The 24384-nt window shown below is 57.3% G+C and carries 18 protein-coding genes; 8 read left to right on the top strand and 10 right to left on the bottom strand.

Annotated elements, in window-relative coordinates; genetic code table 11:
- The first annotated feature begins 39 nt into the window (after positions 1–39).
- The 8 genes from rpsA (at position 40) to G7007_RS12710 (ending at position 9091) form a co-directional block, all read left to right on the top strand.
- A complete protein-coding gene (gene rpsA / locus G7007_RS12745) occupies positions 40–1719 on the top strand; it encodes a 30S ribosomal protein S1 (RefSeq protein ID WP_060394634.1) in 1680 nt (559 codons plus the stop codon).
- 129 nt (positions 1720–1848) lie between these two features.
- Positions 1849–2418, top strand: coding sequence for a serine acetyltransferase (locus G7007_RS12740; protein ID WP_181102236.1), 570 nt, complete (start codon positions 1849–1851; stop codon positions 2416–2418).
- Between the two features lie 143 nt (positions 2419–2561).
- Positions 2562–2861, top strand: a complete 300-nt coding sequence (gene ihfB / locus G7007_RS12735) for an integration host factor subunit beta (RefSeq protein ID WP_060394632.1) — start codon at positions 2562–2564, stop codon at positions 2859–2861.
- A 21-nt stretch (positions 2862–2882) separates the two neighbouring features.
- A complete protein-coding gene (locus G7007_RS12730) occupies positions 2883–3146 on the top strand; it encodes a LapA family protein (RefSeq protein ID WP_144939172.1) in 264 nt (87 codons plus the stop codon).
- A gap of 93 nt (positions 3147–3239) precedes the next feature.
- Positions 3240–4670, top strand: a complete 1431-nt coding sequence (locus G7007_RS12725; protein WP_181102234.1) for an MBL fold metallo-hydrolase — start codon at positions 3240–3242, stop codon at positions 4668–4670.
- Between the two features lie 249 nt (positions 4671–4919).
- Positions 4920–6362 carry a mannose-1-phosphate guanylyltransferase/mannose-6-phosphate isomerase gene (locus tag G7007_RS12720; protein ID WP_181102232.1) on the top strand — a complete coding sequence of 481 codons (1443 nt, stop codon included), beginning with the start codon at positions 4920–4922 and terminating at the stop codon, positions 6360–6362.
- A 129-nt stretch (positions 6363–6491) separates the two neighbouring features.
- Entirely contained in the window at positions 6492–7853 is a 1362-nt protein-coding gene (locus tag G7007_RS12715) for a phosphomannomutase (RefSeq protein WP_181102230.1), read from the top strand.
- A 191-nt stretch (positions 7854–8044) separates the two neighbouring features.
- On the top strand, positions 8045–9091 hold the full coding sequence (locus tag G7007_RS12710) for an acyltransferase family protein (protein ID WP_181102228.1): 1047 nt from the start codon (positions 8045–8047) through the stop codon (positions 9089–9091).
- 49 nt (positions 9092–9140) lie between these two features.
- Here the strand turns inward: G7007_RS12710 and G7007_RS12705 are convergent, their stop codons facing one another.
- The 10 genes from G7007_RS12705 to G7007_RS12660 all read right to left on the bottom strand — a co-directional run bounded on the left by G7007_RS12705 (position 9141) and on the right by G7007_RS12660 (position 24363).
- Positions 9141–12863 (bottom strand): glycosyltransferase, encoded by a 3723-nt coding sequence (locus G7007_RS12705; protein WP_181102226.1) that lies wholly within the window; start codon positions 12861–12863, stop codon positions 9141–9143.
- Positions 12863–14392, bottom strand: a complete 1530-nt coding sequence (locus G7007_RS22000) for a class I SAM-dependent methyltransferase (RefSeq protein WP_219859064.1) — start codon at positions 14390–14392, stop codon at positions 12863–12865. Before G7007_RS22000 ends, G7007_RS12705 begins: the two co-directional genes overlap by 1 nt.
- Complete coding sequence (locus tag G7007_RS12695; protein ID WP_181102225.1) at positions 14389–15606, bottom strand: ABC transporter ATP-binding protein; 1218 nt, start codon at positions 15604–15606, stop codon at positions 14389–14391. Before G7007_RS12695 ends, G7007_RS22000 begins: the two co-directional genes overlap by 4 nt.
- Positions 15603–16397 (bottom strand): ABC transporter permease, encoded by a 795-nt coding sequence (locus G7007_RS12690; RefSeq protein ID WP_181102223.1) that lies wholly within the window; start codon positions 16395–16397, stop codon positions 15603–15605. The genes G7007_RS12695 and G7007_RS12690 overlap by 4 nt, the downstream gene beginning before the upstream one ends.
- A gap of 387 nt (positions 16398–16784) precedes the next feature.
- Entirely contained in the window at positions 16785–17897 is a 1113-nt protein-coding gene (locus G7007_RS12685) for an acyltransferase family protein (protein ID WP_181102221.1), read from the bottom strand.
- 146 nt (positions 17898–18043) lie between these two features.
- Positions 18044–18592: a dTDP-4-dehydrorhamnose 3,5-epimerase gene (rfbC, locus tag G7007_RS12680; protein ID WP_181102219.1), complete on the bottom strand. Its 549-nt coding sequence runs from the start codon at positions 18590–18592 to the stop codon at positions 18044–18046.
- The gene (gene rfbA, locus G7007_RS12675) at positions 18592–19473 is read right to left on the bottom strand and encodes a glucose-1-phosphate thymidylyltransferase RfbA (protein WP_181102217.1); all 882 of its coding nucleotides are present in this window, start codon (positions 19471–19473) and stop codon (positions 18592–18594) included. The genes rfbC and rfbA overlap by 1 nt, the downstream gene beginning before the upstream one ends.
- Before the next feature lie 168 nt (positions 19474–19641).
- On the bottom strand, positions 19642–20499 hold the full coding sequence (locus G7007_RS12670) for a hypothetical protein (protein ID WP_181102215.1): 858 nt from the start codon (positions 20497–20499) through the stop codon (positions 19642–19644).
- A gap of 94 nt (positions 20500–20593) precedes the next feature.
- Positions 20594–23878: a glycosyltransferase gene (locus G7007_RS12665; RefSeq protein WP_181102213.1), complete on the bottom strand. Its 3285-nt coding sequence runs from the start codon at positions 23876–23878 to the stop codon at positions 20594–20596.
- Complete coding sequence (locus tag G7007_RS12660; protein WP_181102212.1) at positions 23875–24363, bottom strand: hypothetical protein; 489 nt, start codon at positions 24361–24363, stop codon at positions 23875–23877. Before G7007_RS12660 ends, G7007_RS12665 begins: the two co-directional genes overlap by 4 nt.
- Positions 24364–24384 lie beyond the last annotated feature (21 nt).

The following is a 24384-nucleotide window of genomic DNA, read 5'->3' as shown; positions in this document are numbered from 1 at the left end:
TGATGGGCGTCTGTCTCGCCCTAATCTACAGGAATTAAAATGAGCGAAAGCTTTGCAGAACTCTTTGAAGAAAGCCTGAAAACCCTCAATCTTCAGCCGGGTGCGATCATCACCGGTATCGTTGTCGACATCGACGGCGACTGGGTTACCGTACACGCTGGCCTGAAGTCCGAGGGCGTCATCCCGCTCGAGCAGTTCTACAACGAAGCTGGCGAGCTGACCATCAAGGTCGGTGACGAAGTTCACGTTGCGCTGGACGCGGTCGAAGACGGCTTTGGCGAAACCAAGCTGTCCCGTGAAAAAGCCAAGCGCGCCGAGTGCTGGATCGTTCTGGAAGCTGCTTTCGCTGCCGAAGAAGTCGTCAAGGGCGTTATCAACGGTAAGGTTAAGGGCGGCTTCACGGTCGACGTTAACGGCATCCGTGCGTTCCTGCCGGGCTCCCTGGTTGATGTCCGCCCAGTGCGCGACACCACCCACCTCGAAGGCAAAGAGCTGGAATTCAAGGTCATCAAGCTGGACCAGAAGCGCAACAACGTTGTCGTTTCCCGTCGCAGCGTCCTGGAAGCCGAGAACAGTGCAGAGCGCGAAGCGCTGCTGGAATCGCTGCAGGAAGGCCAGCAGGTCAAGGGTATCGTCAAGAACCTCACCGACTACGGCGCCTTCGTGGACCTGGGCGGCGTGGACGGCCTGCTGCACATCACCGACATGGCCTGGAAGCGTATCAAGCACCCGTCCGAGATCGTCAACGTTGGCGACGAGATCGACGTCAAGGTCCTGAAGTACGATCGCGAGCGTAACCGTGTTTCCCTGGGCCTGAAGCAACTGGGCGAAGACCCATGGGTTGCTATCAAGGCACGTTACCCAGAAGGCACCCGCGTCACCGCACGCGTCACCAACCTGACCGACTACGGCTGCTTCGCTGAGCTGGAAGAAGGCGTCGAAGGCCTGGTGCACGTGTCCGAAATGGACTGGACCAACAAGAACATCCACCCGTCGAAAGTCGTTCAGGTTGGCGACGAAGTGGAAGTCATGGTTCTGGACATCGACGAAGAGCGTCGTCGTATCTCCCTGGGCATCAAGCAGTGCAAGTCGAACCCATGGGAAGACTTCTCTGGCCAGTTCAACAAGGGCGACAAGATCTCCGGCACCATCAAGTCGATCACCGATTTCGGTATCTTCATTGGTCTGGAAGGCGGCATCGACGGCCTGGTCCACCTGTCCGACATCTCCTGGAACGAAGCCGGCGAAGAAGCCGTGCGTCGCTTCAAGAAGGGCGACGAGCTGGAAACCGTCATCCTGTCGGTTGACCCGGAGCGCGAGCGCATCTCCCTGGGCATCAAGCAGCTGGAAGACGATCCGTTCTCCAACTTCGTGTCCCTGAACGACAAGGGTGCCATCGTCAAGGGCATCGTCAAGGAAGTTGACGCCAAAGGCGCCATCGTGACCTTGGCCGACGACATCGAAGCGACCCTCAAAGCCTCCGAAATCAGCCGCGACCGCGTCGAAGACGCCCGCAACGTGCTGAAAGAAGGCGAAGAGATCGAAGCCAAGATCATCAGCGTCGACCGCAAGAGCCGCGTCATCAGCCTGTCCATCAAGTCGAAGGACGATGCTGACGAGCGCGAAGCGATCCAGAGCCTGAAAACCAACGCTCCGGAAAGCACTGGCGACACCACCATGGCTGCGCTGCTGCGCGAAGCGATGGCCAAGCAGAACTAAGTTCGGCTTGCGAAAGAAAAGGGCGACTTCGGTCGCCCTTTTTTTCGTCCATCGATTATCACCATGACCGTAGCTGGGTGTCGTGGCCCTGTGCTGCACGATGCCCCGAGGGCCTACAAGGGACGAGACGTGAAAGACTTCAAAGAACTGCGCGCCTACCTCACCGAGGAAATCGCCACCAAGGAAGACGGCAGCGCCAAGCTCAGCACCCTGGTCAACCGAGTAATGGCCAAGGAGCGCTATCACTACGTGTTCTGGTTCAGGATCGCGCAGTACCTGTACAACAAGCCGCGTGGGCTGATCAATTACCGCAAGTGGGCCAAGCGCATCAATCGACGCCTGATCCGCGAGCACAACATCGACATCGGGCTGCCTGCCCAGATCGGTCCCGGCATCTGCTTCTCGCACCGTATCGGCATCGTGATCACCCATCGGGCAATCATCGGCCGCAACCTGCGCCTGCGCCAGAACACCACCATCGGCTCCAAGGACATCAACGGCCACATCCGCATCGGCGATGACGTGACCATTGGTGCCAACGCCTGCATCGTCGGTGAAATCACCATCGGCAACAACGTCATGATCGGCGCCCAGGCCTACGTAGACAAGGACGTGCCGGACGACACCGTGGTCTATACCGAGCACCGAGCCATCTACAAGACCCGCCCCAGGCGCGAGGGCGAGCAGGGCATGGCCTGATGCAGCGGCCACCTGGCCAGCGGTTGAAATCTGTTCAGACTCGAATTGTCCTTCGAAGTCAAGCGCCGCCCTGTTCAAATCCTGCGCGACGTGCTACAACCAATTGAGCAATGATCTAGCTGCTTGATAACGAAGGGAAAAACATGACGAAGTCGGAGCTGATCGATCGGATTGTCAACCACCAGGGTCTGCTGTCCCCCAAGGACGTGGAACTGGCCATCAAGACCATGCTTGAACAGATGTCACAATGCTTGGCCACGGGCGATCGCATCGAGATCCGGGGGTTCGGCAGCTTTTCCCTCCATTATCGTGCCCCCCGCGTGGGGCGCAACCCCAAGACTGGCCAGTCGGTCAGCCTGGATGGCAAGTTCGTGCCGCACTTCAAGCCCGGCAAGGAACTGCGCGACCGGGTCAACGAAGATGAGCACGAGGCGCAGGCCTGATGTGCCCCAAGGAATTGTCTGATGCGTAATCTCAAACGTGCCCTGGTGGCGCTGCTGGTGCTGTTGTTGGCTGCCGTGGTCCTGTTCTTCGTGCTGGAAAACCAGCAGGACGTGTCCCTGGTGCTGTTCGGCTGGGCCGCGCCGGCCATGCCGGTGGCACTGCCGGTGCTCGCCGCGCTGATCGTGGGCCTGGCCGTCGGGCCCGTGCTGGGCAGCTATGCCGTGCTGCGCTCGCGCCGCCGTATCCGCCTCAAGGCCCGTGAAGCGGCTTTGGCCGAGCGCTAGGACAATTCCTACACGATGAACGCCGAGGTCTGATTTCCCTGGCGTTCACGCTCTGCCGTAATACCGCGCCCTGTCGCCACAGAGCGCGTACCCATGCCCTATCCCAGCCTTACTCACCACGGTGGCGCCCAGACCGTCACCGGCTCGTGCCACCAGCTGCACCTCGATGCCGACACCAGCGTGCTGATCGACTGTGGCCTGGAGCAGAGCGCCGATAAGGCGCTCGGGCAGCCCGCGCTCGACATCGCCCTCGAAGGCCTTGAAGCGCTCATCGTCACCCATGTGCACCTGGACCACGTCGGTCGCCTACCGGCCCTGTTCGCGGCCGGTTACCGTGGCCCGATCCTGTGCAGCGAACCCTCGGCCAAGCTGTTGCCGCTGGTCCTCGAAGACGCCTACAAGCTGACCATCAGCAACGACCCTGCCGAGGTGGCCCGCTACCTGGCCTTCGTCCAGGCCCGCGTTCGCCCGTTGCCCTTCGCTAAGTGGCACACGCTGGTCGAACGCCAGGGCCTGACCTGCCGCGTGCGCCTGCAACGCGCCGGGCATGTGCTCGGCTCGGCCTACGTCGAATGCGATGTCCACCACCCTACGACCGATCGGTGCACGCGGGTCGTGTTCTCGGGTGACCTGGGCGCGTCGGCCCGTGGCCTGTTGCGGGCGGTGGAGCCGCCTGAGCACGCCGACCTGCTGGTGCTCGAAAGCACCTATGGCGACCGCCTGCACGCCGCCGGCGATCGACAGCAGGCGCTCGAGGCGGTGGTGGAGCGCGCGCTCGCCGACCAGGGTACGGTGCTGATTCCGGCGTTCAGCCTGGGGCGCACCCAGGAAGTGCTGTTCGACCTGGAGGCCATCCTGCATCGCAAGGCCCTGTGCCCGTCGAGCCAGAGCGGTGCGCCCGACGATCCCCTGTCCCGGCTGGACTGGTCGCAACTGCCGGTCATCCTCGACTCGCCGCTGGCCCAGCGCATCACCCAGGTCTACCGCGAGCTGCATGCCCATTGGAACGACGACGCCAGCCAGCGCCTGCGCGAAGGGCGCGCGCCGCTGGGGTTCGGGCAGCTGATTTCCATCGAGCGGCATGCCGATCATGCGCGGGTAGTGAATTACCTCAAGAGCACGGGCAAGCCGGCCATCGTCATCGCGGGTAACGGCATGTGTTCTGGCGGGCGCATCGTTGCGTACCTGAAGGCGATGCTGGGCGATCCGCGCCATGAGGTCGTGTTCGTCGGGCATCAGGTGCCCGGCACGCCAGGTGCCGTGATCCAGGCGAGTGCTGGCGCGGCAGGCTTCGTCAAGATCGACCTGGATGGGCAGCTGTACGACGTGCGTGCCAAGGTGTTCAGCGTGCCGGGGTATTCGGCCCATACCGATCAGGCAGGGTTGGTCGAGTTCGTGACGGGCATGGGGCGGTGGCCTTCGCGCATTCGGCTGGTGCATGGAGAGGCGCCAGCCCGCCGAGCCTTGGCAAAGCGTCTGCGGGAGGCCTACTCAAAAAAAGGCCTGCCCGTGGAGATCGAATGAATCTCATTGTTGTCCAAGGGGGCGGCAACGGATGGCCCAGTACTGCGCCTGTAGGCGAGCCTCGTAGAATGTTCTCTGATATTCTTGGGCGCTCGGATTTAGGGGTAAGCCTGCCTTCACGTGTCGTTGAAGCCAAGCAGCTGGATCAGCAAGGAATTTGACCGTTAAAGGTGCGAAGTGGCACATCGTTGCTGAAGTACTTTGCGTTTCGTCTACGTGCCATGCGAGTGGCTAGCAGGATTATAAGATATGGACTTGATACCCGTAATTTTGTCAGGCGGCGTCGGCAGCCGGCTGTGGCCCGTGTCCCGCGAGGCCCACCCCAAGCCGTTCATGACCTTGCCTGACGGCCAGAATCTGATTCAAAAGACCTTCCTGCGCGCCTCGAACCTGGCCGGTGTCTCGGAAGTGCTCACCGTGACCAACCGGGAGCTGCTGTTCAAGACCGAAGACGAATACCGCGCCGTCCAGCAGGCCGGCCCTGCCCAGGCCTTCATCCTCGAGCCCTTCGGCCGCAACACGGCCGCAGCCGTGGCCTTGGCAGCCCTGCAGCTGCGCGACAGCCATGGTGACGACGCGCACATGCTGGTCCTGGCAGCCGACCACCTGATCCAGGACGAGCAGGCCTTCGCCGAGGCCGTGAGCAAGGCCGTCGAGCTGTCTGGCCAAGGCTGGCTGGTGACCTTCGGCATCAAGCCCCAGTACCCGGAGACCGGTTTCGGCTACATCGAGGCCGGTCAGGCCGGCGAGCTGCAGCATGGCCTGAAGGTCGCACGGTTCGTCGAGAAGCCGACCCTGCAAGTGGCCGAGTCCTACGTGGCTGCTGGCAACTACTTCTGGAACTCCGGCATGTTCTGCTTCCGTGTCGGTACGGTGCTGGAAGAATTCGAAAAACATTCGCCGGACGTGCTGCAGGCCGCAGCCCATGCCAAGCGTCAGTCGCGCCTGGCCGAAGGCAAAGGCTACAGCTGCCTGAGCATCGACCCCGACAGCTTTGCCCAGGTCCCGGACATTTCCATCGACTACGCCCTGATGGAACGCTCCGAGCGCGTCGCCACCGTCCCGTGCGACATCGGCTGGAGTGACATCGGCTCGTGGAACGCCGTCAGCGAACTCACCCCGGCGGACGCCGATGGCAACCGCTTCGAAGGCGAAGTGCTGGCGCATGCCTCGCGCAACAACTACGTCAACAGTGAAGACCGTCTCACCGCCCTGGTCGGCGTCGAGGACCTGCTGGTGATCGACACCCCCGATGCGGTGATGATCGCCCACAAGGACCACGCCCAGGACGTCAAGCACATCGTCGGCCAGCTCAAGAGCAAGGGCCACACCGTGCACCAGCTGCACCGTACCGTGCACCGCCCATGGGGCACCTACACCACCCTGGAAAACGGCGAGCGCTTCAAGATCAAGCGCATCGTGGTCAAGCCCAAGGCGTCGCTGTCGTTGCAGATGCACCATCACCGCAGCGAGCACTGGATCGTGGTCAGCGGCACCGCCGTGGTGGTCAACGACGACAAGGAAATGATGCTGCACACCAATGAATCCACCTTCATTCGTGCAGGCCACACGCACCGACTGGAAAACCCAGGCGTCATCGACCTGGTCCTGATCGAAGTGCAGAGCGGCGATTACCTCGGCGAAGACGACATCGTCCGCTTCGAGGACAAGTACGGTCGCTGCACCGGTTGATCCCCGGCATTCCCTGCGCGGCCCGTGGTGCTCCTTCCGAGTACCATGGGCCGTTTGCCATCGGCTGCCCATGAGTGGCCTGCGTACACATCGATCTCTGCCTGCGGGCGGCTCGTCAAAGTGAGAACCATGTACCCATCTATCCAGACCCGTTGCTTCAAGGCCTACGACATCCGTGGGCAAGTACCTGCCGACCTCAACGAAGACGTCGCCTACCGAATCGGCCGTGCGCTGGTCGCCGAACTGGGCGGCAAGCGCTATGTGGTCGGCCGTGACATGCGTCTGGAAAGCCCCATGCTGGCCCAGGCCCTGACCCGTGGCCTGACCGAGGCGGGCGCCGACGTGCTGGACATCGGCCTGTGCGGCACCGAGGAAGTCTACTTCGCCACCAGCCACCTGCAGGCCGATGGCGGCATCATGATCACCGCCAGCCACAACCCCAAGGGCTACAACGGCATGAAGCTGGTGCGCGAGCACTCCAAGCCGATCAGCGGTGATTCGGGGCTGTTCGCCATTCGCGACCGCGTCGAGGCCGGCCAGCTGGGTGAACTGGCTGCCACTCCAGGCCAGGTGCAGGAAGCCTTCGACAAGACCGCCTACATCGACCACCTGCTGACCTACGTCGACGTCTCGGCGCTCAAGCCGCTCAAGGTGCTGGCCGACCCTGGCAATGGCGCCGTGGGCCCGGTGATCGAGCTGCTCAAGGCCCGTCTGCCGCTGCACATCGACGTCATCAACGGCGAGCCGGATGGCGAATTCCCCAATGGCGTACCCAACCCGCTACTGCCGGAAAACCGCGAGCTGACCCGCAACGCCGTGCTCGAACGCCAGGCCGACCTGGGCCTGGCCTGGGACGGCGACTTCGACCGCTGCTTCTTCTTCGACGGCCAAGGCCGCTTCATCGAGGGCTACTACCTGGTCGGCCTGCTCGCCGAGATGCTGCTGCGCAAGCACCCCGGCAGCAAGATCATCCACGACCCGCGCCTGACCTGGAACACCATCGAACAGGTGCAGGCCGCCGGCGGTGAAGCCATCCAGAGCAAGACCGGCCATGCCTTCATCAAGGAGCGCATGCGCGCCGAAGATGCGGTCTACGGCGGCGAGATGAGCGCCCATCACTACTTCCGCGACTTCGCCTACTGCGACAGCGGCAACATCCCGTGGCTGCTGGTGGCCGAGCTGATGAGCGTCAGCGGCAAGACTCTGGCGCAACTGGTGGACGAGCGCATTGCGGCGTTCCCGTGCAGTGGCGAGATCAACTACCAGGTCGACGACGTCAAGGCGTCGGTGGAAAAGGTCTTGGCGTTCTACCTGCCTCAGGCCCCCGAGGTCGACCGCACCGATGGCATCAGCGTGGCCTTCGCCGACTGGCGCTTCAGCCTGCGCGGTTCGAACACCGAGCCGTTGCTGCGCCTGAACGTCGAAAGCCGTGGTGACGAGGCCCTGGTGGCCCAGCGTGTCGCTGAAATCGAACGTCTGATCCAAGGTTAAGCCCTTCTTCGAAGACGCACGAGGTCGAGGTTCACCACGGCCTCAGGTGCGCTCCAGGTCACCCTGCGTCGGCCGTCAGTTGGCCGACGCTTCCAAAGTGCGTATAAAGATCACCGCCTGAGTGTTGACGGTCATGTGTCAAAAAATGGCCATGGGCAGGTATCTTTAAGGGTTTCCGATGGAGAAGAAATGTGATTGCTGACAAGAGAAATGGCTTTACTATGGTGAGGCTCATTGCCGCATCGTTGGTAATCATTACTCATACGTACGTCGTGCTCGGCCTGGACCACGGCGACGTCTTTGAACGAAATGGATTGATCGGTTTCAGCAAGATTGGCGTCGATGCCTTCTTCGTGATTTCCGGGTACCTGGTGACGCTGTCGATGCTCAGAGGGCAGAGCCTCGTCACCTTCTTCACCAATCGCGTGACGCGCATCTTCCCCGGCCTGATCGTTTCGGTGCTGGTGACGATGTTGGTACTCGGTCTGTTTGCGCCCAGTTACTCGCAGTACCTGGCGCAAGGGGAAACCTGGCAATACCTGCGCAACGCGACCCTGTTCGACCTGCATCCCTTCATACCTGGCGTGTTCACTGAAAACCCCGTGCAGGTGATCAATGGGTGCCTGTGGACGCTGCCCCTGGAAGTGCTGTGCTATCTCGGTATCTTGATGCTCGCCTGGTCGAAGGCGTTCAACTGGCGGTTCGTGCTGTTGGCCATGCTGGTGATGCTGACCTTGCACCTGCATGACACCTTCATGCGCGACAGCTACGTCTTCACCGTTTCCAAACTGTTCCTGAACGAGCTGGGCTACCTGTTCCTGTACGGCGCGCTGCTGGCGCACCTGAAGGACAAGGTCTACATGTCGTGGTTCATCACGGTACCGGCCGTGGCCCTCATCATCTGGGCCTTCTTCAACAACGGCGGTGATTGGCACTTCTCCGCAGGCTTCTATCTGGTGCTGTGGCCTTACTGCCTGATCTCGATCTGCGTGCTGGCGAAGAAGATGAGCTTCCTGAACCGGTTCGACTATTCGTACGGGATCTACGTGTACGGCTTCGTTATCCAGCAGATGCTGGTCAGCCTGTTCCCCGACCTGACCGACGTGTACGCCTTCACATTCCTGTCGCTGGCGCTCTCCGCGCTGGTCGGTGCCGCGTCGTGGCACTTCGTCGAGAAGCCTGCGCTGGACATGAAAAAGCGCTACTTTTCTGTCGCTAGCGCCAAGGTAACGGCGTAAGGAACCCGGTGTCTCCTTCCTGGAGCAGGAGGAGACACCGGTTACGGCGCTACTTGGCCGTTGCCTCGATTGCGGCAAACAGCTGCTGTGCACTCTGCTCCCAAGTGATCCATGGCATCGCCGTGGACAAGGGGTGACCGCCAGCCTTGTGCAGGTCCAGCCAGGTGACGAGGGACGCGTACAGCGCCTCTGGCTGTTCGCCTTCAAAGTAGAAGGCATGATCGCCCGCCACCTCGCGGAACACAGGGATGTCTCTCACGATCAACGGCAGGTTGGCTTGCGCGGCTTCGATGAGTGGCAAACCGAACCCTTCTCCCAACGAAGCGGCAATCAGGGCATCGGCCTGTGCGTACAGGTTGCACAGGTAGTCGTCTTCGATCCCCTCGAACCAGAAGAGCCGTTTGCCCTGCTCAGGGTGACCCTTCAAGCGCTGCACGAGGGATTCGACCATCCACCCTTGCTTGCCGACGATGAGCAGGTTCGCGTCCTTCTGGTCGGCCCAGAGCAGTTCGAACGCATCCAGTACCTGGGTGTGGCCTTTCCTGGGCTCGAGGGTGCCTACCATCAACAGAGAAGGGCGCGCCTGCAGCTGCGAGAGCACCTGCTTTGGAATGACGTTGACAGGCTTGGTCTGGGCAGGCGCAGCGATGTCGGCGCCCAGGTGGAACCAGGAAATGGAAAATGGACGCTTGCTGGGTGGCCGGTGCTCGGCCACCCATTCCTCCATCTCATCGGCCACGGCCTTGGAGATGCAGACGACGCCATCCGATTGCGAGACGACGTCCAGCCAACGGTCGAGTGCGTCGGCTGCACCTTCGACGAAGCAATGCGAGAGCTTCTTCAGCAGCAGGTCGTACACCACGAACTGCACATTCACACCCCGGCGCCTCATGTCGGCGAGGGCCTGTCGCTGTTTCGGCACGATGGAAGGCTGCAGATCCAGGCCGATGAAACGGTCACCCTGGCGCACCACCACGGGCTCGTCCTGCAGCAGATGCTGAGGGCAGTTCAAAAAGCCCAGCGTGAAGTGCCGCGCGTACCGGTAACCTGCGCTGTCGTCGGTCGCGTAGACAGGCTCCACACGGTAGCCGGCAGGGGGCGTCGAGAGCCAGATGCTCAGGATGTTCCGAACGACCCGCTGAATGCCGCTCTTGGCATCCCGGTTGACCAGTTCGGAAATATCGATCAGCAGTTGTGGCTTCGTCATCGGCGGCGTGAGGCTCTCGTCGATGGACTGGGCAAGGGCCACGGAATGTTCGAACGTGAAGTGGGCCTTGTCCAGCTCTGCGATCGCCTCGATCGTCCCGGCGATGGAATGGGTGGCGTCTTCGTGGAACGCTTCAATCGCATCGCGGTACAGGGCTGCACAGGCGCGAGGTGCGTGGTCGGTATGAATCAGGCGTTGGGCCTGTGCACTCAACCGTTCGCGCGTGGAGACGTCATTGCGTAACAGGTTCAGCGCCTCGGACAGCGCGCCATCCTCGAACGTGTCGGGCAGCATGATGAGGCTGGCTTCGGGAATGTCCGCCATGCTGCCGTTGGCGTTGACGATCGTGGGAATGCCGTAGTTCAGGCAGTCCAACACGGCGGCCGACGTCTCGCCTCGCGACAAGGTGCGCAGTTGAACGGCGGCGTCCGCGATGTCCAGATAGGCCTTGAACAGCTCCGTGTCGGTCCAGCCCGTGATCGTGACGCGGTCGCGGCAGTGGCTGCCATTGATGCGCTTGAGCAGGCGTTCGCCGTACAGGCCTTCATTGTTCTGGCCGACGTAGATCAAGTGGCAGCGCTCGTCCTTCGACAACTCGGACGCGAGCCAGGCCTCGAGCAGGCGGTCGTTCAGTTTGGACGGGCCGAGCAAGCCGAAGCTGCAGACGATGAAGTCATGCTCGCCAAACCCGAGCATGTCCCGGGCGGCAGCCCGTTTGCGCGCGTTGGGGAACCGCGGCGTGCGCAGCAGCGGGATCTCCTTCCAGTCGCGGCCGATCTGCTCGCCATACCAGGCATGGGTCAGGCGGATCGAATAGTTCGAGTGAACGATGACGCCCTCGGCCTGTTGGAGCACGCGCAGGTTGCACGGGTACTTCCAGACCGCATCGGCGCTATCCAGCCCGTTGATACGTTCCTCGATGGCCTTGTAGCCGTGGCTATGGTACAGGGCGTCTGTCCAGAAGCCTGATTGCCCCTTGTTGACGTCGATGTCTGCCACGACACCTGACAGGAAGAAGTCGTGCAGCACCACCGTGCCCGGAATCTTCTCCAGCAACCGGAACATGTGCTCATGGAAGGAGGAGTTGCCGAAGTGGTAGATGACGCGGTCGAACCGGTGCGCATTCTCCTCGAACCACGCCACCGAACGAACGGCATAGTTGATGCCGGCATCCGAGCTGGAAACCGACTCCTGGGCCACGATGGCATCGATCTCGTAGTACTGCGCAAGCTCGGGCAGCAGCTCTGCGCTGTAGTCGCTGATGCCGCTGCGGGCTGGCGGAAGAGGGGATACGTACGCCAGACGAGGGCGTCTCGTCGACCGCAGGGTATGGGAGCGGCGGGTGAGTTCGTTCAGGAGCGTGTGAACGGCCTCCACGGCGGTGACCGCTGTCTGGTCCCAGCTGAAGAGACGTGCCTGCTCGAGCGCGAGCGATGCCATCTGGGTTCTCAAGGCTTCGTCGCCGAGCACCGCTTCCAGCTTCGCCGTGATGGACGTGACCTGGTAAGGGTCGAAGAGTGCCTCGGCATTGCCGATGACTTCGGGCAGGCTGGAGGTGTTCGAGCCGATCACAGGCTTGCCACAGGCCATCGCCTCCAGTGCAGGCAGGCCGAAGCCTTCGTGCAAGGACGGGAAGACGAACAGCGTGCACAGGTTGTAGAGCGCGAGCAGGTCTTCTTCACTGACGAAACCGGTGAAGCAGACATCGCCTTTCTTCAAACCGTTGGCCAGGGCCAGGCCTTCGAGCCGTGAGCGATCCTCAGGGCGAATGTTGCAGACGATGACCAACTGATGTGCGCGGCGCAGCGGTGCCTCGAGTGCTGCATAGGCGCTGATCAACCCTTCGATGTTCTTCCGGGGGTCGATACCGCCCGTGTACATCACGAAGGGGCGGTCGATACCCAGACGGGCCTTGAGCGCTGCACCGTGCAGGTCGTCGGGCGTGGGCTTGAAGTGGTCGGTGTCGATCGCCGTCGAAATGTTGACCACGCGCTCGGGCAGGAAGCCCAAGTGATCGATCACCTCGGAGCGAGACGAATTCGAAATGGCCAAGACCAGATCGGCACGGCGCAGGTGCTTGAGCTTCGCTTCGTACCACTGCCGGACCGGCGCTGAACTCAGGTAGGTCTCAGGGTTGATGTGCGGAATCAGGTCATAGACGATGGCTGCCGTGGGCACGGTCGAGTCCAGCGCCTTGATGCTGGTCACGGCGTCGTCCACCAGGCCTTCGAACAGGCTGGTGACCAGTACCAGATCCGGGTGCAGCTCGCCGATGAAGGCCTCCCGCACCCGCTCCGATGCCTGTGTGCTCCAGCGGTGCTCGGGCGGCAAGGCGCTGACTTTGCTGCACGGTGTCCATACCCTGATCCGACATTCAGGCAGCACACCGTGCAGCTCGTCGCGGATCGCATCGATCGACTCGCCGAACAGGCCATTGAGCACGACGAACACTTCGATGTCACCGGCGTTCTGGATGAAGGCCTTGGTGAAGGAAAGCGCGTAACGCCCGATGCCCCGATTTCTGTTCTCGGCCTGGGCGCCCTGCAGGTCAATGACTACGCGCATCACTTCACATCCTTACGTGGTTCGTTTCTGTTCAACCGCAAGTAGATCGCTTTGGCATTTTCGGAGAGGTGGGCAGGCGCTGCTGGCGCGTGACCCGCCTCGGTTGCTGTGAAGGCCTGGGGCGCCGTGGAAGGCACGCCCTGGAAGGGCGCGGCCGGTGCAGCGCGCAAACGCGCCGCCAGCTTTTGCAGCCGGGCGTAGGTCGGCGGGTGACGCACCAGGATCTTCTTGATGAGCGTGCGAAGCCTTGGCTGATCCAGGATCTTTTTCACCGCTGTACGAGCGAGGTGCCTGGACGTCTGTCTCGGTGAGGAAACCAACTTCCTAGTGACGATGACACCCTGCCGCATCGGAGCTGTCACTCGCCACGAGGTGCTCTTCCTGAGCTGCTGGATCTGGTCCGTCAGCGCGCTGACCGTCTGATGCTGATGGGCGTGGGCGTCGCCGAGTGCCGCGATATGCTGCTGATGAGCAACCGCTTCGGTGTACCAGTGGTGGGCATTCTTCAGGGACTCGTCCAGCGAGCGCTGGAGCGCTTCGTTGGCCAGCTTGAGTTCATCGAATCGCAGGTCCGACACCGAGACCTTCAGGTCATGCATCTGGGTGAGCAGCGTCGCATGTTCATGCTCGACGAAATCCACACGGTTATGAAGCACCGTGTTCTCGTGTTCGACGAAATCCGCCCGCTTATGGAGGGCTGCATTGTCGTACTCCAGCGCGTCCAGGCGCTGGCTGAGTGTTGCATTGTCGGTATCCCAACGCTGTCGCTGCTCTTCGGTCTTGGTTGCCAGACTCGCTTCATAGCGTTGCGCCAGGTCCGCCAGGCTCACACCATAGCTGCCCTCGAACACGGCATCGAACGCGGAGAGGTCGACGTGATCAGGCGCTTTCTGGGCGACGATCGCATAGTCGGGGCTGGCGCCGCCGAGCACCTCCATCAAGGTCGGCGAGGGCGAGTCGACCAGCCTTGGGCTTTCTTGCAGACGCATCAGCTTGGAGCGTTGGAAGCCACAGAACTTCACCAAGAATTCCAGCAACATGTGCGGAATCGGCCGCTCGTGCGTGGGGTCCAGGTAGAAATTCTGGGTCCCGACGATCAGGTTTTCGGCATTCGGCGTTTCCAGGATCAACAAGCCGCCGGGTTTCAGTACCCGGTTCGCTTCGCTGACCAATGCCTTCAGGGCCTCGAACGGAATGTGCTCGACGATGTGGAAGCCGCTCAGAACGGTCAGGCTTTCACTGGGCAGGGATTGCAGGTAGGCGACGGCTTCTGCTTTCTGGGCGGGCAGCGAGCGTGTCTGGCAGGCTTCCAGCATGCCTTCGTCCAGGTCCACGCCGGTGGCGTCGAAACCGTTCTCGATCAATGTCTCCAGCCATTCACCACGTCCACAGCCGACGTCGACCGCCCGGCATTCGGGGTAGAGCTTCAGCAGCGGTGTAATGAACGGCAGGTAGACCTGCAGGCGCTGCTTGATGGTGTCGTGGGAACCACGGTGTTCATCTTCGAAAGCGCGATAGAACTGGCTCATTGGGCGCACTCCACGGTGGGCTGGATCCATGCCGAACCCACGAAGGGCACCTTGTCAGCATTGATGACGTTGAACACGAGCGCGAGATCCCGCCATTCGTAATTGGCACTGAGGTGGGTATCGGCGGTATGAAGCGCTACTGCGATGGAATAGGAGCCCACACCGATGTTGGCCTCGAACGTGAAGGTGTATTCCATCTCGGCGCCGGCAGCCAGGTGCTCCATCTTCTTGCCCAGATGGTAGGTGTTGGTCCCGTAGATGGGCTGACCCAGGCGATCCTTGATCATGTAGCCCACTACCAGCTCAGGGATCGACTGGTTCACCTTGACCTTGATCTTCAGGTTCACCAATTGCCCCACGCTGACGAACTCGATGGGCGCATCCAGTTCGTTGTAGAGGGCCAGGCTTTCGATCGTCGCTTCACCCGAGCCGGACCGGGTCTGCACGGTCCCGTCGGCCAGCGTATGGACCTGGACGGTGGCGTTTTCCTTTTCGGCGATGATGGCGTTGTAGAAATCCATCACCTCTTCAGGCGCACCGTCCTTGATCACGGTGCCGCCTTCGATCAGCAACACGCGATCGCACAATGCCTGGATCGAGCTGCGGTCGTGGGACACGATCAGCAGCGTGGTGCCTTGCTCCTGGAATTCACGAATGCGGTCGAAGCTTTTGTGCTGGAAGTAGCTGTCGCCCACCGAGAGCGCTTCGTCGACGATCAGGATCTCCGGACGTCGTGCCGTGGCCACGGCGAACGCGACGCGCATCTGCATGCCGCTGGAATAGGTCCGCACCGCCTGGTCGAAATACTCACCAACCTCGGCGAACGCCTCGACCTCCGGCATGAATGCCTCGATCTCCTGGGCATTGAAGCCCATCAGGCCGGCGGCATGGCGGACGTTCTGGCGCCCGGTCAGCTCCGGGTTGAAGCCCATGCCAAGTTCCAGAATGGCCGCGATCCGGCCATTCACCTTCACCTCACCCGTGGTGGGTTGCAGCGTGCCGGTCAGCATCTTGAGCAAGGTCGATTTGCCGGCACCGTTCTGACCGACGATGCCGATCGCTTCCCCAGCGTTGATCACGAAATTGATGTGCCGGAGCACCCAGTGCTCTTCACGTGGGGCGATCTTGATCCCCAGCCAGCGTGCGATACGCTGCCATTCGCTTCGGTAGGTACGGTAGGCTTTGCCTAGGTCTTTGGCGCTCAACAGGGTCATAGGGCATCCACCATTTCAGGCGCCGCGCGGCGGAAAATGTAAAGACCCAATGCCAGCAGCACGAGGGTCAGCGCAATCGTGCTGGTCAACGCCATGAAGTCGGGGGACAGGCCGTAGACGAACACGTCATGGTAGGCGGTGACCAGGGGCAGCATGGGGTTGTAGCCGATCAACGACTGCAGGTCTTCAGGAATGATGTTGATCGGGTACACGATCGGGGTGAACCAGAACAGGATCTGCAACACGATGGGAACGACCTGGCCAATGTCCCTGACGAAGACGTTCAGCACACCCAGTACCAGGCCCACGCCCATCGCCAGCGCGGCGACGGTCAGGATCAAGGGCACCGCCCACAGCATCTGCCACGTCGGCAGATGACCAAGGCAGATGAACACGCCCAGGACGGACAGCAGCAGCAGGAAATTGTTGAGCAACGCCGAACCCAGGACGATGAAGGGCAGGGTGATCCTGGGAAACTTCATCTTCTTCATCAGGTTGCCGTTCTCGATGAACAGCGTCAGGCAGCGGTTGACGATCTCGGAAAACAGGCTCCAGGCCAGGGTACCGGCCATCAGGTACAGGGCATACGCATACTTGTTGTCGATGCCCGGCAGCTTCGCCGCCAGCACGTTCGACAGGATCAGGGCGTAGATCAGCACGTTCGCCAAGGGGTTGATGATCATCCACAGCCCGCCAAGGCTACTCCGCGAGAATCGAGAAACGAACTCGTTGCGGATCGAGGTGGCGATAAAGCTGCGATAGCTGAATAGCCCTCTCAATAATCCAAACATGTGATCTCCTTTCTTAAGGTACTGGAGCGCCATGAGACGCTGTTTCAGTGCGTTGGTTCTTCGCTCAGCCCGAGGTGGCCCAGCACCTGCTGAACGGCTGCCGAGTCCAATCCGGCAGCTTGACAGTTTTCTTCACGGGTGGCTGTAGCCGTCGTCCTCACCGATTCAGGGTCGGGAGGGGGCGATGTGCCGACAGACAGGGGATGAGATCGATGACTCACCAGGCGAAGGCCTTGTCGAAGCCTTCGGGTACGACAACGGGCATCACGCGCATGCCACCGGGCCATGCGCATGCATGCCCAGCCCGGTGCAGACCCGCCTGCCATCGGGGTGCAGCCTGCCGAAAAAATCGCCTGAGGATACCAGAGAACGCCAGGCGCCACAGGGCTACACCGCGACCCGTCCGCCAGGTTGTCGAACGCCCGCCAGGCGACTGTTGCGCAACCAGCGTTGCGCCGGACGCTCGACCCATCGATGACAGGCCAGGCTCATGGGGAGCAGCACCATGAAGAACGACAGCATCACCCAGGGCTGATAGAAGACCGCGCGATCGAAGCCCAGACGGTCGAAGGCCAGCGCAAACACGATCTGCAACGGAAAGTGCAGCAGGTAGGAGGAGTAGCTGATATCACCGATCCAGCCAGTACGGCGCCACAGCCCAGGCCAGTGCAGCCCGGCCGCTGCCAACGTGGCCAGCGTGGCCGGAAAACACAAACCCATCACCAGGTAGACATTGAGCGTCTCGCACAACCAGAGTTGCGCAGCCCATGCACCTGACGCGATGCAGCCACACACCAGCAACGCAAGGCCCGACCCACACCCGCGTCGCAGTTGCCAGAGGACGCCATAGGCCAGCCCACCGGCGAAGAAGCACAGCAACCCACTGCCGATCTTGTAACTGCCCGGATACAGCACGAACCCCGCACCACAGGCGATGGCCGCCAGCAACCAACGCCAGCGACCAGTCAGGCAAAGGATGAAGAACAAGGCATACAGCAGAACCTCGACCGAGACCGACCAGATGGGCGCGTTGTACGACCATCCCCGCTCGAGGCCCCAGGCGGGCGCGAGCAGCAGGTTGAGCACGGCATGGTAGGCGTCGTTGAAAGGGTAGACGAAATAAGTGCCATGGCCTGTGGCGTAGAGGGCCTGGAGCACGGCAACCCCACCTAGCGTAAGCAGGTGCAACGGATAAAGGCGGCTCAAGCGGTCCACGACAAAACTGCGCACGCCCAGGCTCCCAGCCGCCACGCGCTGGCCGAACAGCCAGAAGAACACGAACCCTGAAATGGAGAAGAACAGCTGCACTGCCAACCCACCGTATTGGTAGAGCGGTGTGAGCAGGCTGAAAAAAGGCTGGCGTGCGACCTCGAAGGCGGCCGGGCTGTCACCGACATAGAAGAAGTGTTGCCAGTGCCAGAACACCACACTGAGCGCAGCGAGGCCGCGCAGGGTGTCCAAGGTATACAGCCGTTCGAGCGAAGGGGATGCAGCGGGCATGTGCGGGGTCACTGGCGGGGACAAAGGGGGAAATGCTGGACCCTGCGCAAGACCCTGTCAATGCGCCTTATCCCGGTCGAAAGGCGTGAAAACGGAGCATCGTCGATGACGCAGGGCTGCGGCAGATGCCACAGCCCCGCTTCCCGTCACTCGAAGACGTCGGCGTCGTTCAACGCCACGCCCAGCTGGTCCTTGCCGGACAAGCTGGGTGCGTAATCGATGGGCCAATCGATGGCGAGGGTCGGGTCATCCCAGGCGATGCAGCGCTCGCACTCGGGTGAATAGACATCCGTCGTCTTGTAGAGGAACTCGGCAGTGTCGCTCAGGGTGACGAAACCGTGCGCGAACCCTGGCGGGATCCACAGCTGGTTCTTGTTCTCGTCGGACAGCACGGCGCCGACCCACTGACCGAAGGTCGGCGAGGCGCGACGGATGTCCACCGCCACGTCGAAGACCTCGCCCTGGACCACACGCACGAGCTTGCCCTGGGCGTGGGGTGCCAGCTGGTAGTGCAGGCCACGCAGCACGCCCTTGACCGAGCGGGAGTGGTTGTCTTGCACGAAGTCCGGGTTCAGGCCGGTGGCGGCTTCGAAGGCACGGGCGTTGAAGCTTTCGTAGAAGAAGCCGCGGTCGTCGCCGAAGACTTTCGGGGTGAGCAGCACGACATCGGGGATTGCTAGACGGACGGCCTGCATCAGAACACCTTTTCTTTCAAGACGCTTTGCAGGTACTGCCCGTAGCCGTTCTTGATCAACGGCTGAGCCAGGCGCTCCAGCTGTTCGGCATCGATCCAGCCCGCGCGATAGCAGATCTCTTCAGGGCAGGCGACCTTGAGGCCTTGGCGGCGCTCGAGGGTCGCGATGTATTGGCCAGCTTCCAGGAGGCTGTCGTGCGTGCCCGTGTCCAGCCAGGCGTAACCACGGCCCATGATCTCGACGTGGAGCTTCTGCTGTTGCAGGTACAACATGTTCAGATCAGTGATTTCCAGCTCACCCCGTGCCGAGGGCCGCAGGCTGCGTGCCAGTTCGACGACCTGGTTGTCGTAGAAGTACAGACCGGTCACGGCATAGTTTGACTTTGGCGTGGTGGGCTTTTCTTCCAGGGACAAGACGCGCCCGTGCTGGTCGAAGTCGGCAACGCCATACCGCTCAGGATCGTGAACGTGATAGGCAAATACCGAAGCGCCTTGCTCACGCGCGTTGGCATTGCGGAGCAGGGACTGGAAGTCATGGCCGTAGAAGATGTTGTCACCGAGGACCAGCGCCGAAGGGTCGTTACCGATGAAATCAGCACCGATCGTGAAGGCCTGAGCAAGGCCGTCTGGACTAGGCTGTACGGCATAGGCGAGGTTGAGACCCCAATGGCTGCCGTCTCCCAGAAGCTGCTGGAAGCGAGGGGTGTCTTGGGGCGTGGAGATGATCAGGATGTCGCGGATACCAGCGAGCAGCAGGGTGCTGAGCGGGTAGTAGATCATCGGCTTGTCGTAGACAGGCAGCAGCTGTTTGGAGACGGAGAGGGTAGCGGGGTGGAGGCGGGTGCCGGAGCCACCCGCGAGTATGAGGCCTTTACGAGTCATGGGAGCCCTTAGCGGGATATACAACGAACAATGATGAATTTATTGTGAATGTATCACTTTTAACCTGGTTTAGCACATGCTGTATGAGAGCGTATCATGAATGCAATTGATATGGGGGGTTAAGAGGTCGGGGTAAGTGTTACGATTGAAATCATGTCATCGAGAGTTTTAGCGATTTTGCATAGTAGAAAAATCTAGTATTGCCTTGAACCACCCAGAATAAGGGTTCAAGGAAGGTCTTGCTCCTGATGTGTCACGAGACTGGCTACTTCCCCAAATAATACAGCCGTCTGCCCCTAAAGACTCTAACGCCTTCAAGCGCATAAGCATTTCATCGTAAGAAAGCCAGCTTGTAATGCCGTTGTTGGAAACCTCAGGTGTAATATAAGGAAGCACTTTTTTTGTGAGAGAGTATTTTTTTGCGGCTGCTATGTTGTACTTTGCGCCTTCTAGCCAACTAGAAAAGTCTCTTCCCGAGTAGTTGTATAAGGAGGGGCTAAAGTAGTCAACTTCTTGGGCGACATCGATATATTGCCTGTTCATTTTTTCGTAAAATTCAATCTTGCTAGAATCCCATTTATAAGTGTTCTGTGGAACAGTTGCGTATAACCCTAATGTAGTATTGGGGCTTGAATTTCGGTAGGTTTTTAATATATTTAAAATCTTAGTGGGTGTCTCTGTATCAAATCGGTTCCAGCTTTCTATATCAAGAGAAACTAGAGAGTCATTTTGGTAGGCGTCTTTTGAAGCTACAGAATGAATTTTTTGAGGTGCTGCTAGAGCGTACTTTCTATTGGCTGGATCTGCGGGTAATGCGAGAAGATTTTCATCATAAACAAGCTTTATTTTTTTTATGTTATGTGCACTGTAGATTTTATCTAGGGCGTTCCCATGATGCTCTACGAAAGACGATGTGCTGTAGGGAAGATAAGTATATATTTCAAAAGCATAGCAAGTGTTGTTTAAAAATAAAAAGGCTAACATAGGCCAATGGTTGGAAATTTTGAAAGCTTTCAGAGGCCACATTTATAAATCCTATTTCTTGAATTCTGTAAATTAATTATTTTATGAGGCTGGCTTGAATGTCCAGCCTCTTGTTATGCCTATGCTACAATGTTAACTAGCGTTTTTTCTTTCGGGCAGTTGTTTTGGGGGCGGATTTTTTTCTTTGCGACAATACAGTCTTATTGTTTTCGGAGGAAGATTTTTGAGCGGTATTAATGTTTGTTTTTAGTGCGCGTGCGATTTGAAGCTGCATTGACTCTGGGCTGTGATGGCGCACGACATGCATGCGGCCATGCTCTCCGAAAGAAAGAATTTTCTCTGGATTGCAAGCCAGTTCTTTAATGTATTTTGCTGAGGTCATTATATCTAAGGGCGGTACAAGATACCCATTGCATTCATGTTCAATCAGCTCTGGAAGCGCCCCCCATCCGTATGCGACTACAGGCCGGCGAGCCGCCATCCCCTCCAGTACAGTGCGTGCAAATGTCTCTTGACAATGAGACAGGCTAAGAATCACATTCGTAAGCTTTATGGCATCAAGGCTGCTTTCCAAATAATCAATAAAGCGGACATTTTCTCCAATTTCTCCTGCGTTTTTAAGCGTTTTTAGTTCTCGAATGAAATCATTGTCTGGGCCTATGATCAAAAACTCAGCGTTTGGCGTACTTATATTTAAAAGTTTAGCTATTTCTACTACATCACGCACTCCCTTCTTGGGGGTGTTGCTGCTAATAATGGCAAACTTTATTTTATTTCGTTCGATAATATTTGGGATGTCAAATTCTTCAGGATTTAAAATATTACCTACTATATGGATGTTTTTATGGTCTTTGAAGGTTGAAGAAGAATATTTTGAAGTGACCCAGATGTTATCAGCCAAGCTTCCAATTGTATGAGTGATTGAGCGTGCATCCAAAGCCATTTGTCTACAAAGCTCAGCATCATGCTGAGGCGCTTCGTGCGCATAGAGCACTGATTTTTTATATTTGTATTTGGCAGCTATTAATGGCTCTCTTTGAGTTAATGTATTAGCTAAAACTATATCGACATTTTCGGTTTCTATGATTTGGCAGAATTTATTTATTGCCCACTTATCCGGCTCGTTTTCGCCCTTCCAAGTTGAACAAGGGACAATGTGGAGTTTGACTGAAAATGCTCTCAGTTCTTCAAGGTAAAAATCATTGCCTGATTGAGGTACGGTGATGATTATGTTGAACTTTAAACGATTGAGCGAGACTACGACATCTTGTAAGCATCTTTCTGCGCCGAACAAAAGCTTTCCGGCAGCATGGGCCGCGACTAAAACCGTTGGACGGTCAGCGTGATATGGAACCTTGCCTTTAAATTCATTCGTGTTGCCAGGAATGTTATGAGGCTTTCCAATTTTTAGATAATGAATAAAGGGAGGCCAGCAGACATCCAGAATTCTAGGAACTTTTTTCGTATAGTCGGCGCTATTGAATTCGGGGTTTGGAAGACGGCCCTCTTGCAAGCCATGTGTGAGAAAATGATGAAGTGGGTCGATTCTCAGCGCCCTCACATCCTCATTGTTAAAAAGATACCAGTCAGGCCAGAACTCTCCGGAATTACTAACGATTTCAGACTCATCGTGGATAAATTTTTCATTTAGAAAGCTGATTAATTTATCTGGGCTTTTTATTGCATAATTCTGGAATTTAACTTTTGGAATAAAATTTGTAGGCTTGGATAGTAGAGAAGGGTTCAGAACAACAAGATGCTTAGCTGTGCATTTTGTATCGCATGTTAAAGTTTTAAGCAAATAGTCAATTTCAAGATTTATAAAATAGTCGGCGATATCTGATTTGCCATGACTGTCGTAGTCAGGCCAATGACAAAGACCTACGAGTTGACTTTTAGAAATCATGGTATCTACAAGCTCAATCATAATTTTGAGATTGGGCGAGTTAGAAAAATCGGCGATAAGTAAAAAGTCAAAGTTAAGTTTATATGGTGTTATAAGATTCGCTGCTGGCGCTGGAAACATTCTATGCGTACCTGTCGATACAAATGGTTCTTTAGAGGTTATAAGCCTTTCATGAAAAGCTGAATACAGCGTCCTATACTGCTTGCGCATTCCATAGAAATCGCTTTTCCAGTGGGAGGCTGCAGAGTTTGTCAAAGAAGTTTCAATTGATCTTGCTATAACCAGCGGAACATTTGGGTATACGTTGATTACCGTATCTGATCCATATACTGCTTTTATTCGATCTAGAAGCTCGCTATCTGCTGCTACCTTAACTTCATCCCAGCCGCCAATTTTAATAAGCACATCACGGTTAACTATAAAAGTCGAAACGCTGGGTTCAATTAGCCCATTTTGAATTTTAGATATCCCAAAAATCAAAGAAGGAGTGGCTCGTACCCAGTCGGCCAAACCTACGATTGCGTCTGGTTTTCGTTGCAAGCTATCTACCATGAGCTCTAAACGCTGAGGGTGTGACCAATCATCAGCGTCATGGTTAGTTACATAAAATCCAGTAGAATTATATAAGGCAGTATTCCTGGCCGCATATGCGCCAAGAGTTTGCTCATGTCGCAGTAACTTTATTCTTTTGTCTGATCTTGCCAACTGTTCTAAGATAGAAAAAGTATTGTCGGTGCTTCCGTCATCTACTACCAGCAGCTCGAAATTTTTAAAGGTTTGAGAAAGAATGCCGCAAATAGCTGTGCGTATATATAAAGCTGCATTGTATGCGGGCATGATTATCGAAACTTTTAATTTGGATTCAATAGTCACGCCCGCGGTAGAAGTATGAATGTTGTCGATAGATAGAGGTTTGCTTGGGTCCTGCAGCGTCAGGCTTGAAAGATTTGATCTTAAAAACAGCTGATTGATCTTATTCAAGCGAATGCATGGGGTGGCTTTTTTTAATGTGCAATGCGGGCAAGTGAGAATATTGGAAACTGCTAAATCTATGTCGTTGCAAGCTTTATAGGTTTCTCGAAAATGTAAATTCAGCTCAGAAAGCTGTTGAGCATCACCAATCTCCCAAGCTACTCTAGACTTTAAAATATCATAACTAAGGTGGGGGAATATTTTATTGCGCTTGTCTAAAATCAAGATAAAAGAGCTGGCTTTTTGCCATTCAAAATGGCTGACATACCACCTAAGGCATGCCCATGCTGCATAGGACTTTTCAATGCATGAGCCAGTATTAGCCAAAGCAATATTTTCTAGCTCTTGAAGAGCCAGTTTGGAAAAGCCTGACCAAAGCTTCTCCTCTAGATTTCTTGAGTGTAAAAAATAAGGATGACGTCCCTCATTGTGGCCGTGATTTACGTAGTGCTCAATAGGGTCGACCCCGGCATCAAGAATATCTGGGTACTCTTTTAAATACCATGAAGGGTCAACTAATGATGCGAGGTCGGATGTTTTCAATTGGTGTGATCTACCTTGTTCGAGATATGCATTCTCACTTCATTTAAAAAAGAAGTCGATTCCTTTAGAGTCTTTTCTAAAGTGATCTTGTCAACGTAGTAGGATTCAAGTTCCTCTTGAACTTGATAAAGTTTAGAGATTAATAATTCCTGCTCATCACGTAGAGTGTCGTTAATCTTCGCTTTGAGAATGCTCTCTTTTTGTGCATCGTAAAGCTCCTGAGCAAATCGGCGGTTTTCATCGGTCAAGCTAATAATTTCAGATTGCATCTGAAGATTTTTTTCTTCCAATTCCGAAATTTTGGTTATTAGATTGTCGCAATCTGTTTTCGTAAGAGTATACGTATTCCGATTGTTTAGGCCTGTATCCTGAGGAATATTCAAGGAAGCGCTGTTAGTTGTTAGGTCGGTACTTGATGCCGCAAGACGACGCTCAGCTGCTTGAAGATCAGCGATGATCTGCTGTAGTTTGCTAACTGATTCCATATTGATTCCTTACTTATTCAT

This window comes from Pseudomonas entomophila (genome assembly GCF_013523125.1).
Lineage (GTDB): Bacteria > Pseudomonadota > Gammaproteobacteria > Pseudomonadales > Pseudomonadaceae > Aquipseudomonas > Aquipseudomonas entomophila_B.
The sequence above is the reverse complement of the archived record's forward strand: the minus strand, read 5'-3'. Positions and strand labels throughout refer to the sequence as shown.

Bases quoted from the DNA above. Each gene is read 5' to 3' on its own strand.
- rpsA (WP_060394634.1), top strand. From the start codon at position 40: ATGAGCGAAAGCTTTGCAGAACTCTTTGAAGAAAGCCTGAAAACCCTC.
- G7007_RS12730 (WP_144939172.1), top strand. From the start codon at position 2,883: ATGCGTAATCTCAAACGTGCCCTGGTGGCGCTGCTGGTGCTGTTGTTG.
- G7007_RS22000 (WP_219859064.1), bottom strand. From the start codon at position 14,392: ATGAGCCAGTTCTATCGCGCTTTCGAAGATGAACACCGTGGTTCCCAC.
- G7007_RS12660 (WP_181102212.1), bottom strand. From the start codon at position 24,363: ATGGAATCAGTTAGCAAACTACAGCAGATCATCGCTGATCTTCAAGCA.
- rfbC (WP_181102219.1), bottom strand. From the start codon at position 18,592: ATGCAGGCCGTCCGTCTAGCAATCCCCGATGTCGTGCTGCTCACCCCG.
- G7007_RS12690 (WP_181102223.1), bottom strand. From the start codon at position 16,397: ATGTTTGGATTATTGAGAGGGCTATTCAGCTATCGCAGCTTTATCGCC.
- ihfB (WP_060394632.1), top strand. From the start codon at position 2,562: ATGACGAAGTCGGAGCTGATCGATCGGATTGTCAACCACCAGGGTCTG.
- G7007_RS12720 (WP_181102232.1), top strand. From the start codon at position 4,920: ATGGACTTGATACCCGTAATTTTGTCAGGCGGCGTCGGCAGCCGGCTG.
- G7007_RS12715 (WP_181102230.1), top strand. From the start codon at position 6,492: ATGTACCCATCTATCCAGACCCGTTGCTTCAAGGCCTACGACATCCGT.
- G7007_RS12685 (WP_181102221.1), bottom strand. From the start codon at position 17,897: ATGCCCGCTGCATCCCCTTCGCTCGAACGGCTGTATACCTTGGACACC.
- G7007_RS12705 (WP_181102226.1), bottom strand. From the start codon at position 12,863: ATGCGCGTAGTCATTGACCTGCAGGGCGCCCAGGCCGAGAACAGAAAT.
- G7007_RS12725 (WP_181102234.1), top strand. From the start codon at position 3,240: ATGCCCTATCCCAGCCTTACTCACCACGGTGGCGCCCAGACCGTCACC.
- G7007_RS12695 (WP_181102225.1), bottom strand. From the start codon at position 15,606: ATGACCCTGTTGAGCGCCAAAGACCTAGGCAAAGCCTACCGTACCTAC.
- rfbA (WP_181102217.1), bottom strand. From the start codon at position 19,473: ATGACTCGTAAAGGCCTCATACTCGCGGGTGGCTCCGGCACCCGCCTC.
- G7007_RS12670 (WP_181102215.1), bottom strand. From the start codon at position 20,499: ATGTGGCCTCTGAAAGCTTTCAAAATTTCCAACCATTGGCCTATGTTA.